Origin of the sequence: Vibrio sp. 10N.286.46.A8 (assembly GCF_041470165.1) — a bacterium.
Taxonomy (GTDB): Bacteria; Pseudomonadota; Gammaproteobacteria; order Enterobacterales; family Vibrionaceae; genus Vibrio; species Vibrio tasmaniensis_A.
On sequence record NZ_JBFRLX010000121.1, the window covers coordinates 1 to 11,366 of the forward strand.

The 11,366-nt window shown below is 41.6% G+C and carries 11 protein-coding genes and 1 pseudogene; 7 read left to right on the plus strand and 5 right to left on the minus strand.

The genetic code is table 11. The features are described 5' to 3' along the window. The 4 genes from AB4232_RS12865 to AB4232_RS12880 all read left to right on the plus strand — a co-directional run. Positions 1-433 (plus strand): hypothetical protein (locus tag AB4232_RS12865; RefSeq protein WP_372087267.1); only part of this gene is annotated, 433 nt, incomplete at its 5' end. Positions 434-550: 117 nt separating this feature from the next. After that, positions 551-1,486, plus strand: coding sequence for a DUF6602 domain-containing protein (locus AB4232_RS12870; RefSeq protein WP_372087268.1), 936 nt, complete (start codon positions 551-553; stop codon positions 1,484-1,486). A 140-nt stretch (positions 1,487-1,626) separates the two neighbouring features. Beyond that, positions 1,627-2,505, plus strand: a complete 879-nt coding sequence (locus AB4232_RS12875) for a DUF6602 domain-containing protein (RefSeq protein WP_372087269.1) — start codon at positions 1,627-1,629, stop codon at positions 2,503-2,505. Between the two features lie 214 nt (positions 2,506-2,719). Beyond that, a complete protein-coding gene (locus tag AB4232_RS12880) occupies positions 2,720-3,262 on the plus strand; it encodes an HNH endonuclease (RefSeq protein WP_372087270.1) in 543 nt (180 codons plus the stop codon). A gap of 280 nt (positions 3,263-3,542) precedes the next feature. On the opposite strand, the pseudogene AB4232_RS12885 reads toward AB4232_RS12880, so the two are convergent. The 3 genes and pseudogenes from AB4232_RS12885 to AB4232_RS12895 form a co-directional block, all read right to left on the minus strand. After that, positions 3,543-4,075, minus strand: a pseudogene (locus AB4232_RS12885) (site-specific integrase); the annotation flags it as partial. Between the two features lie 72 nt (positions 4,076-4,147). After that, positions 4,148-4,357 (minus strand): cold-shock protein, encoded by a 210-nt coding sequence (locus AB4232_RS12890; protein WP_004731543.1) that lies wholly within the window; start codon positions 4,355-4,357, stop codon positions 4,148-4,150. 448 nt (positions 4,358-4,805) lie between these two features. Further along, positions 4,806-5,891 (minus strand): PQQ-dependent sugar dehydrogenase, encoded by a 1,086-nt coding sequence (locus tag AB4232_RS12895; protein WP_372087271.1) that lies wholly within the window; start codon positions 5,889-5,891, stop codon positions 4,806-4,808. A 297-nt stretch (positions 5,892-6,188) separates the two neighbouring features. Between AB4232_RS12895 and AB4232_RS12900 the strand changes: the two genes are divergently transcribed. Then, positions 6,189-7,382 (plus strand): multidrug effflux MFS transporter, encoded by a 1,194-nt coding sequence (locus AB4232_RS12900; RefSeq protein ID WP_102558388.1) that lies wholly within the window; start codon positions 6,189-6,191, stop codon positions 7,380-7,382. A 124-nt stretch (positions 7,383-7,506) separates the two neighbouring features. Here the strand turns inward: AB4232_RS12900 and AB4232_RS12905 are convergent, their stop codons facing one another. Next, positions 7,507-8,292: an ABC transporter ATP-binding protein gene (locus tag AB4232_RS12905; protein WP_372087272.1), complete on the minus strand. Its 786-nt coding sequence runs from the start codon at positions 8,290-8,292 to the stop codon at positions 7,507-7,509. A gap of 77 nt (positions 8,293-8,369) precedes the next feature. Then, on the minus strand, positions 8,370-9,128 hold the full coding sequence (locus AB4232_RS12910) for a siderophore ferric iron reductase (protein ID WP_017101702.1): 759 nt from the start codon (positions 9,126-9,128) through the stop codon (positions 8,370-8,372). 219 nt (positions 9,129-9,347) lie between these two features. On the opposite strand from AB4232_RS12910, the gene AB4232_RS12915 reads away from it, so the two are divergent. Both AB4232_RS12915 and AB4232_RS12920 read left to right on the plus strand, forming a co-directional pair. Then, the gene (locus AB4232_RS12915; RefSeq protein ID WP_017103741.1) at positions 9,348-10,256 is read left to right on the plus strand and encodes an AraC family transcriptional regulator; all 909 of its coding nucleotides are present in this window, start codon (positions 9,348-9,350) and stop codon (positions 10,254-10,256) included. A gap of 246 nt (positions 10,257-10,502) precedes the next feature. Continuing rightward, positions 10,503-11,366, plus strand: an 864-nt coding sequence (locus AB4232_RS12920; protein WP_372087273.1) for a TonB-dependent siderophore receptor, incomplete at its 3' end; no start/stop codon positions are given.

Consider the following 11,366-nt stretch of genomic DNA (forward strand, 5'->3'; position numbering starts at 1 on the left):
AACCAGAAGGCTACTAAAGTTAGAGATTATGGAACTAATTAAGTTGTTATCAGTATTTGGCTTAGGCGGAATTAGCGTCAAAATATTTGAGCTACTGATCCTCCAACCGTATCAAGAACAAAAAGAAATCCGGAGTTGGTTACGTGATAGGAAGTTAATAGCTTTCTCAAACCTAATGTCTAACCTCCAGTCTTTGGGGCAAAATTCTGAAGACAATTCCTTTTTCAAAGACTTAGGCTTGTTGGCTGAAGCTCAGTTATTGATTGACGATGAAGTTCTGTGTGAACGCCTTGAAAATTTCATAGAAAAAAGACACGAATTTAAACACGCTATTGACGAAAAAAAGGAAATTGAACTTTTTACAGAGATTGAGTTTGAAGTTAAGGAAATTCGAAAACTATTGAAGCAGAATTTACGCCAACCTAATACATAACAAACTGCTCAAGACAGACTATCAACGCACGGCAGTTTGTCTGGGACGGTGTTACGTTTAGTGTTGTGGTAAGCGTGCGAGCCACTTAGCAGGGCGCTATGACAACAGGAGGTATCATTGAAAGACGATGTATCGAGCTTTTTTAGTTCTCACAGTCATGAATTGAAAAGCAAAATGAAACGATTAGACTTCCTTATTGGTCGCGACCACTGGCTTTCAGTTGGAAATTATAAAGAAGAACTACTAAGAAGCTTACTTAAACAACTATTACCAAAAAAGTATGAGGTAAGCTCGGGCTTTATTCTTTCGCTTGATGAAAATGGAAATGAAATAAAATCAAAGCAACAAGATATTATCATTTGGGACTCTAACGAATACGCTGCAATTTTCCGTGACCATGACTTTGTTATTGTCCCTCCTGAAGCTTGTAAAGCCGTAATAGAAGTAAAAAGTACCTTAACGAGCCAAACATTTAAGAAAGCTATGTTTGCATCTGATGGCATTTTTGACTTTGTCCGCACTCCTTATATTCAAAATCTTAATATTTCCAGGTATATATTCGCGTACGACAGTTCACTTAAGTTCCCTCAAAGTTACTTTGATTCAATATACGAGTTTTATGACAAGGATATCGATGGACAGCTGTCAATTGAACAGCGAATTGATTTTACAAAATCACGTTGGCCTCAAGATAAATCTGCTCAACTAGCATCAATTGACGGAATTTTTGTTCTAGGTGTTGGTGCTATATTGCGTGATATTCGAGGCTATAGTGATGACAAGATCAAGTTTATATTTGAAGCATTTGAGCTGACCGAAGGTGAAGAGGACCATGTTTACTCCTTTTTCGAGCATACTTTGAATACGGCGATTAACTCTCCAAACAGTGTTCCTGGACTTTATTACGCAAAGCAGCCGGGTCTGTTTTCAATGATGAAAAAAGTGCTGCTACAGAGACCAAAATGCGGAGCTACGATGGTTTATCCGTATTCAGACGATATTTTGGATGTATATAAAGAGATGGCTGCTGATAGTCTTTACTGGAAAATGTAATTATAACAAGGCATTTGATAGTGATTCACAACGCTTGGCGGTTTCGCTTCAAGCCAGCTTAGTCTTATAGAACAATATTTTAGGTAGCGTGGTAGCGTTGCTCACGCCTTAATTTTGTCGTTAAATGAATTAGGAAACATATGTACAACGATTTTGTTGCAAAAATTAATATTCGAGTTGAAGCGATACTCAATGAGATCGAGACCATCTACAATTTTGATGTCGGTGATGAGTTTGAAATTGGCATCTGTAAACTACTTAAAACCTTTTTGCCGGAGAAGTATGGCGTATGTCGAGGGCATATAATTACTAAAGATGGCGCTCAAGCCGGTGATGACATTATCATTTATGATAAGCATCGATTTCCTATTCTCAGAATGCTAAATGAAGACAGTTTATGGCGTAAGCAATTTATACCGGTAGAAGCGGTATATGCTTATATCGAAGCAAAAAATACATTACATGTAGAAGGTGACATGTCTGATGGTCAAAGTCTGATGAAAGCAGTTAATCAGGTGCATCTCGCGAAAAGTTTAGCGCGCTCTCCAAAGCATATTGGTGATATTGATCGTTATGTCAAATTTAACTCTGCTTCCCAAGGCTCCTTAGGGTGGCCGAAAGTTCGTAATCCAATGTACGGGTGTATTCTAGCGAGAAATATAAAGCTAAATAGAAGTTCAAGGGAGCAATTAGCAGACCCTACGCCTCTACATCTTCAATGCAATCCTAGAACGGACTCGAATTCTCCTTTGTATGTGTCAGATCTTAACTTTCCAGACTTAATCATTGGTGGTAAAGATCATGTTGTTGTTCCTGCGATAGGAGGCTCGTTTACTTCCCCTTTTTTGGTCAAGGGAGAGAGTAGCATGAATCATATTCCTAATATCCAAGGGAAAGCATTCGGAATTGGCTTGTCGACAATAATCTATGCGCTGAACGCTATCGATTTAAAAGATATGTATTGGCCTGCAATTATCGCTAACGCTACTGGTACAATTTTGACTAACGCTGAGGAATAAAATTCATTTAACAAACTGCTCAAGAGTGACTCTCAACGTGTAGCATTTTTATTATGCGTAGCGTAGGACGTACTTGCTATTGCATCAGTGCAAATAATTTTAATGGTGGAGATAGTAACCTCCAGTTCTTTAGCGTGTACTAAGTAAGTATGTCACGTAGAGTGTCAGCTAGAGGGATCTCATATCATTCGTTAGGTTCTACAAGGAGATTTGAATGACTAAAAGGCCAACAATACCAGCAGAAGTGAGAAGAGAGGTTCTCGTTGAAGCTGGGCATAGGTGCTTAATCCCCGCTTGTAAAGATTCTGCAAATATAGATTTGCATCACATAGTACCTTGGGCAAAGTGTAGAGAACATAAGCCAGATAATTTAGTTGCCTTGTGCCCAAGTTGTCATCGACTAGCTCATGATGGAACAATTGATAGAAAGTCACTTAGAAAATATAAAGAGATAAGCCAAAAGTTAATTAACCCTCCTATAAAACATGAGGAAACTGATGCACTTGCATATATTAAGTTTGATCCTAATTCTGTCGTAAATATCCTCGATGCGAAAAACATATCTTCTCTTGTAGATAATGGGTTACTCGACTTCTCATTCAACTTTACTAAACCTTTCGACGATGAATCATATGTTATTGGTGCGCTCGGTGATGGAGTTGTTTCATTTAAGGTTGTTTCCAAAACATGTTCGTTGGTTCATCTTAAGTTTGATTCTCCATGTCCTCATTTGGTCAAATTGGTGTTTCAATACTAAAGAACCTAACAAGGCACCAAACCCGACACTCTACGCTTGGTGTTTTTGTTTCGCGAAAGTCTATGCCAAGGTTTCGTGCGGGTTAGTTTGGCGTTATTTTCCCTTACTTCACAGCTAATCAGTTATATCCTAATTTAGCAATATAACTGACAAGGTTTTGTTCAGAGCCTTGATAGGTTGAATAGCTTTTATTCACCATCGTGAAGGGACCTACTTGTGAACACAAATAGGTCCCTTTCGAGTCAATATTTTTATATTCACTACAAACAATTAATCGCTTTTATATCTTGCGGTCGTGCAATTTATGCGGAAACAACTGGGTGTAAACCTGCCACAAGGTATTTAGGTTCCTATGACCAGTTACTTGAGCAACTTCCTCAATAGTAAAGCCTTTCTCGAACAAACGGCTTGCACCTTCACGGCGTAGGTCATGATAGCGTAGGTTATCAACCCCAACCGTTTGACACACCTCAACAAAGCCTCGGCCAACTGAGCGAGGGTTATATGGAAATATCAACTCCCCCTTACGCTCTTGCTTCATTACAATATCGAATGCTTCACCAGGTAGAGGAACGACCATGTGGTTGCCTTCTTTCTTAAGTGGGTCTTTTCGGTCACGTACGATCACTGTTTTAAGTTCTTCGTTTAAGTCTTCCCATCGAATACCACAAACTTCGCTTACCCTCATACAGCTCAGGATGCTGAAGTCTAAAAGTATAGAGTAGAGGATTTTGTTTTCTCTGATCTGCTCGTATTCTCTAGTGCTTCTTTTAACAGGTCTATTTCATCGGTCGTAGGGCGCCTTGTTACCTTAAATCTCTGAATAGCGGGTAAAAAAATAGCCAGCAGAGGCTGGCTATTTTTAGAAAGCTTTAAAATACTAAATTAAAGTACTTTGATGCTGTCAGCTTGTGGGCCTTTTTGACCTTGAGATACAGTGAACTCAACTTGTTGGCCTTCAGCAAGAGTTTTGAAACCGTCGCCTGTGATTGCAGAGAAGTGTGCAAATACGTCTGGGCCGTTTTCTTGCTCGATGAAGCCGAAGCCTTTAGTTTCGTTGAACCATTTTACTTTACCAGTAACTGTGTTAGACATGATGATATCCTAAAATTAAATTTTTATTTTGAGCCAATTGTGGCACTGATAGCGCGGAAAAGTTTATTGCTATTGCGTACAACACAACGGGGTTACTAGTAATCCAACGAAATGTTTATATACAAAGAACTTTCTTTCTAGCCGAGATGAAGTCTAAATCAAATTAGGGGATAGTCAATCGAATCCATAGTGAAAGGTTGCAGAAACTTGGGGGTAGTCAAACTTTGCATTCCTTAAATATCATGGAGTTACAGTTGTATGGTGATTTGTTGTAGTTTTTGTGAAAAAGGTGGTCGAAGTTGATGACGAATTTGGAGTAATTGCACTGTTTTGGCATATTTATTTTCCAAATTATTAAGCCGCTACTTGGTGCCTGAACCCAATTTTAACGGCTTATATTTATACATCTCACTTTAAGCATCATGTTTCTATTGGAACGAGGTTTTGACTACTTTTTCAAGCGATACAGGTTGCCATTATCGGTACTGAAAAAGATGTCGCCGCTTGGTGAAGTTTCAATGTCTCTTATCCTATCGCCTAAATCTTCTAAAATACGTTCCTCTTTAATTGCATCACCTTGTCCATTGACTGTCACAATATTTATGTGGGTAAGCTTAAGTGCGCCAGCCAGCAGCTTTCCTTTTAACTCTGGGTATTTATCCCCTTGGTAAACAATCAAGCTCCCCGGAGCGATTGAAGGAACGTAGACTTTTTTAGGCGCTTCAATGCCATCCTTAGTTTCAGACTCGCCTACGCTAATTGGCCCCCAATACTCTTTTCCGTGTGATGTGACAGGCCACCCGTAGTTGGCACCTGTTTTTATTAAATTAATTTCGTCACCACCTCGCGGGCCATGTTCAATCGACCACAGCTTCTGGGTCGGGAAGTCGTAATACAAGCCTTGTGGATTACGATGGCCATAGCTCCAAATCTCATTGAGCACCTTGCTGTTATCCGAGAATGGGTTATCACTTGGTGTGCTTCCATCAGCATTCAATCGTAATATTGATCCGGCGTGAGTCATGGTGTCTTGGCCGTTGTCTCGACCACCACGGTCGCCGATTGAAAAATAGAGGTGGCTATCATCAAAGGTGATACGGCTACCAAAGTGACGTCCGGTGTCCGTTCTGGATTTAGATACAAACACGTCTGTCCAATTGGTAACTTCATTATTGCTGTAATTAGCAGAAGCCAGTGTCGTTACTCCTTCACCATCGACGTCTTTACTGTAAGTGACGTAGAACTTTCCGATTTCAAAAGGGGAGAGCGCGATATCCAACAGACCACCTTGGCCTTTCGCCCAAATATTGGGCAGCCTGAACAGTGTGCTTTGCTCACCCGTCTTTAAATCAACCTGTTTAATGACGCCAGCTTTTTCTGTGAGAAGCATAGTACTGTCATCGACATAAGCGAGACCCCATGGAATCTCGAGTCCGTCGGTGATCTTCTCTACTTGCCATGCAAAAGCAGAGGATATTGGACTCGATGCGATGAGTGCCAAAGCACAGGAAATAATACGATGATGATTGTTCATGGGAGTCCTTTGTTTTCATGACGTGGTATTAGTTTAGCTTGTGGTCGACAGGTGCAAAGGTTGGGTTACTGAAAAGTGACTATTCATTTATTTAGTTCAACCAGTGTTGTATGAGTAAGCAAGCTCACGTATGTTTAGCCTGCCATTCTCTATTCGATTCCTTCGGAGCATAATGAATACTACCCTTGCAACATCTTCGCTGTTTTCTCTGTCTTTATGTTGTCAGGTTGATACCCAAGCTATCTATTCTCAAACCACCCGATCTCAAAACAGCTGTTATATTGGATACTTTACATCATGAGTCGTCGATTTGACTTTAAATCGATCCTACTTGCGTGTTTGGTCATCAGCATCGGCCAACTCAGTATGGGGCTGGTATTTCCATCATTACCATGGATCGCGAAAGACTTTGATGTTTCGCTAGAGCAAGCTCAGCTTCTGGTGAGTGTCTATTTGTTAGGTTTTGGACCTTCTCAGTTTATCTATGGTCCAATTTCCGATGCTCTAGGGCGTAAGAAGGTGCTGTTAAGTGGTTTGTTGATTGCGATGCTTGGGCTATTAATGATCATCTTCTTTAGCCATTCATTTACTAGCATGGTGATGGGACGTTTTCTGCAAGGCTTAGGAACGGGTTGTTGCGCTGTACTTGCTCGTGCTTCCACGCGGGATAGATTCAGTGGGGCAGATTTACCTTTAGCTATGTCCTACATTGCGATGGTCGCGTCTATTACACCTTTGATTGCGCCCGTAATCGGCGGCTTTATTAACTTCCATTTTGGCTGGAGCATGGTGTTCATCTCGCTACTTGGCTATGTCTCATTAGCTTGGATGGTTTTGGCGTTCAAGTTTAAGGAAACCGTCACTCAGATCTCCGCTATTCCTTCGCCAAAGAAAATGGTTTCTCAATACAAAGAGCTACTCACTTCTCGTTATTTTATGAGTTTTGCGAGTATTGGCTGGCTTAACTTTAGTTTGATGATCACTACCGTATCAGTGATGCCATTTATTATGCAAAATCAGATTGGCATGACGTCTGATGAATACGCGATGTGGGCGGTGATTCCTGCTTTAGGGATGCTGGGTGGAACAAGTTTATGTAACCGTATTCGCCCCATGTTGGGCAACAAGAAAACTCTGTTATGTACCCCTGTATTGCATATCTCTGCGGCGTTGTGGCTTTTCTTTTGCCCACTTGAGCCTTTGTATCTCATGCTTGGCCAGTTCTTGATGATTCTTGGCAATGGTATTGCGTTGCCTTGTGCTCAGGCGTTGGTGATGTTGCCTTATAAGAAGAACGCTGGCGCGGCTGCTGCGATGTCTGGCGGCGGGCAGATGGTGGTGTCTTCAATGGTGAGTATGGGGCTAGTTCAATTAGGGCTAGGAGAAGCGTGGCATTTATCGCTTGTCATCATGTTGTTCACTATTATTACTCTGATTAATATTTTGCGTGGTTTCAGTAGTCAAGAAGCGAGAGAGTCGCAGCTGAGCTAGTTAATTAGTTATTTGATTATTTAGCTAGCGAGTGAAAAACGAAAAGGCCATTAAAGTTCTGAGACTTCAATGGCCTTCTTTATGCTTAGAGCTTAGAGCTTAGACTTAAGCTGAAATGCCCGAACTATTCACAGACGACTGCAACCTTCTCGCTTGCTGCTGTCTTAGCTGGAACTGGATGAGTGATCAGGCGAATCGAAGACTCATACAAAGCTGATAGCGCTTGTTCATCAAGTAACTTATCCGCACTGCCTTCAAAAGCAATCTGACCTTTTTTCAGTGCAACGATGTGTGTCGCGTAACGCAGTGCTAGATTCAAATCGTGCAAAATGACGATCACCCCAACATTTTCCGTTTTGTTTAGTTCAGACAGTAAACCCATGAGCTGAAACTGATGATGCACATCCAGTGCCGAAGTCGGCTCATCAAGGATTAGTACTGGTGATTGCTGAGCCAACAACATCGATACCCACGCGCGTTGACGCTCTCCTCCAGATAAATCATCCGCCAAGGCTTGCGAGAATTCAGTGACACCGGTTCTTTCCATCGCTTGTTGGATAATCGACTTATCTTCTGAATTCCAACGGCCTAGCGCGCCTCTCCATGGGAAGCGACCTAAACGAACCAACTCTTCTACGGTTAAGCCTGCAGAAGCGGGGAGCTTTTGCGGTAGATAAGCAATTTTTTTCGCTAAATCTTTGCTTTTGAATGAAGAGAGGGAAGCGCCGTCTAGTTCCACGCTGCCGTGATCCGGCGACATCTGCCCTGAGAGTAAATTAACGAGTGTAGATTTACCCGAACCATTATGGCCAAGAACGACTGTCAGTTCATTGGTCGGAATCGTGAGGTCTTCGATTGAGAGAATGGTTCGTTCATCACGAACAATTTTTATGTTTGAAAGCTGAAACATGTCAGTCCTGTAATTAGATCAGTAGCGAAGCTCAATGGGAGAAGGCTCGTCGTATTGAACTTTAATAAATGGCGTGACTAAGCGATTTTTTTGTTGTCTGGATGCCTAGGGCAATTATCACAGTACTTTCTTGAATCGCACTTATAAACCAGGCAGCAGCTGATTCTGATCAGTTTTAACATCCCCGAACTAGAGTCTACTTTAAGGCTGTCTAAATGATTTTCAGACAACTGGCATGCTTCTAACCAAAGCTTAGCTTGCGCAATAATGTAATCGTTGGTCAGGCTTGGTTCGTGTTGCTGAAGTTTTATCAAACTGCCTAACAATAGATCGGCCAATAAATGATTGGTAAATCCTGGGCGAATACGTGTCCATTCACTGATCTGGCTTCGATAAAACTCAGTCAGTGCAAGAATGGCTTCACCAGCATCGGGAATCAGCTCTTCTGGTGAACCATGTTGATGATCACCATTAAAGAAGCGGTAGCCAGTAATGAACTCTTTGTATCTAAATTGACCGATATTCTTGATGTCGGGTAATGAATGAAGCCCATAGATAGAAATGAAAGTCACATAGATAGGCTGCCAACACACGAGATCCCAGGTTCGCGTTAACCAATACGCTTTGCCTGCTTCTGGGTGGCTTTGCGAAAGACCATCGTAAACTCGTTTGAGCTCTTTATGGCTATTCTCATTTGTTACCGCAATGCTCTTGTTATTATGTGCACCAAAGCTTCCGCTTAAATAAGGGCTCACTTGTTTTGAGTAAGCGAAGATTTTTTGATGTAGAGACGGGGCTTTCCGACGAGTGATAATATTGTGCAGTTGGGGAAGCATCTTAAATCAATAAATGAGAATCAGTTGCGTTATCATAACGAACATAGTCGAGGATAACCATACAAAATGGAGCATCTACTCGGTGCTTTTTACGTTTTTGAGATTTATAAAGTTTGGGTGGGCTGTCCTTTTTTCAGTGATAAAAGCCACTTTAAGTGATAAAAGTATTGTTGAACCCAACACGCCCTAGTCAAAAATAGAGAAGATGAAAGCTTGAATATGAACACACCTGCATTTGACCGTATCAGCCGCGTTCTGGCTTATATCCATGCGAATCTTAGCTCTGCGTTATCGCTAGAAGATTTGGCGACGCAAAGCTGTTGGTCTCGTTGGCAGCTGCAAAGAGTGTTTCAAGCCGAAACAGGGCTTACCGTGGCGAACTATGTGAGAGAGCTAAAGTTAAGTCAGGCTGCCGAAGAGCTGCTTGATGGAAAAGATCGTGTTATCGATATTGCGCTTGGTCTCGGATTCAATTCAGAAATAAGCTTTAGCCGTTCGTTTAAGCAAATGTTTGGGGTAAGCCCAAGTCAGTATAGAAAAGCAGGCAAAAGAGTAGGGCTAAAAAAGCCGATACAAGTATCAGAAACGGTGAGTAATTCAGAAAATAGGGCGTTAAGTTTTGTGGAAGTGCGCATTGATGAAAGAGAGCCTTTCTTAGTGAAAGGAATGACATCAGAAATCAGTGGCTTGTTTTCACTGACGCAAGACTTCGCACAGAAAGTCCCTCAGCTATGGTCACGTTTAGAAGGTGAGGTTGAAATCCCTGACGCCAACATGCTCCAGTTTATTGGTGTTGTTGACCTGACTCAGTCTTGTTTTGACGGAACCAATATTTACTATTGGGCGGGCGTTGAGCTTCATGACGAGATCTCTATCCCGCAACTGCCTAGTATTATCTCTGATAAGTTAGAGGTGCTGACCATCCCTAAGCAAACCTATGCTGTAGTAAAGCACCGTGGTCCTATAGAGCATCTACCCCATACTCTAAGTTGGTTTGTGCTTAATTGGCTTCCAAATTCAGGTTATCGTGGCGTTGATGGTTATGAACTTGAGATGTACCCATTTGGCTATCAAGCTCATGCTTCTGATGCGGAAATGGAGTACTGGGTTCCAATTATCAAATCGTAGTCATATTTCAGCTCTCCGACTTTCTCCCCCCTTCTCAAAAGCCTTTGTGTTACAAGGTCAAAGGCTACAAGATCAAATGTGACTAGAACAATTGTGTGTTTAATCAGCAATTGACCTAGTTTTACTCAAAATAGGCCAAGTTCTTTTTGAATTTGCACCAAATTGTTAATTATCCCATCTCTAGATACATACAATGCAAATGAGATTTATTACTATTTACAATTAAGCATTGGTACCGAGGGAATCATGACCACTCACACTCGTTTTAAGTATTCATCATTGGCAGTCGCGTTGCTGACTGCGTTTTCAGCGCAAGCATTCGCGAAAGATACCGCTACTTCCGCAGATTCGAATGTAGAAACTATTACTGTTATGGGTAAAGCCTACCGTAATACAGCAACGAAAACCGTTTTAGCGCCAGAAGAAACGCCGCAAACACTTAACGTTATCGAAAGCGAACAGATGGAACAACGTGGTGTTAAGTCTGTAATGCAAGCTCTTCGTTATGCACCAGGTGTATCAACCGAGAATAAAGGTGGTGCAGTGGTTCTTAGTGATTGGGTTAAAATTCGCGGTTTTGACTCTACGAATAACTATTATGACGGAATGATGTTGCCAATCCTTCCTGGATGGAACGTACAACCTCAGATTGATCCTATTGCGATGGAGCGTTTGGAAATATTTAAAGGTCCAACATCGGTTCTTTACGGGTCAATGCCACCAGGAGGCATGGTTAATATCATTGCAAAAGCGCCTAAGTTCGAAGAGTCGACGAAAGTTGGCTTAGCAACGGGTTTAGATAACTTAGTTGAAGCTTCAATTGATACAACGGGTGCTTTGAGTGACAACGTTGCTTATCGCTTGGTTGCTTTGGGTCGTAAGAAAGATACGCAAGTAGACGGTGTTGAGGAAGAGCGCTATGTGATTGCGCCATCAATCGATTGGTATGTGTCTGATAAAACCTTTATTAACTTCAATCTTTATTATCAGAATGACCCTGCACTAGGTCAGAACGTGACACTCCCATTAGCGGCGATTGAATCAGGAAAAGTATCACCTTCGACATTTGCCGGGGATGTTAATTACAACACCATCAAACGTGATTTCTTG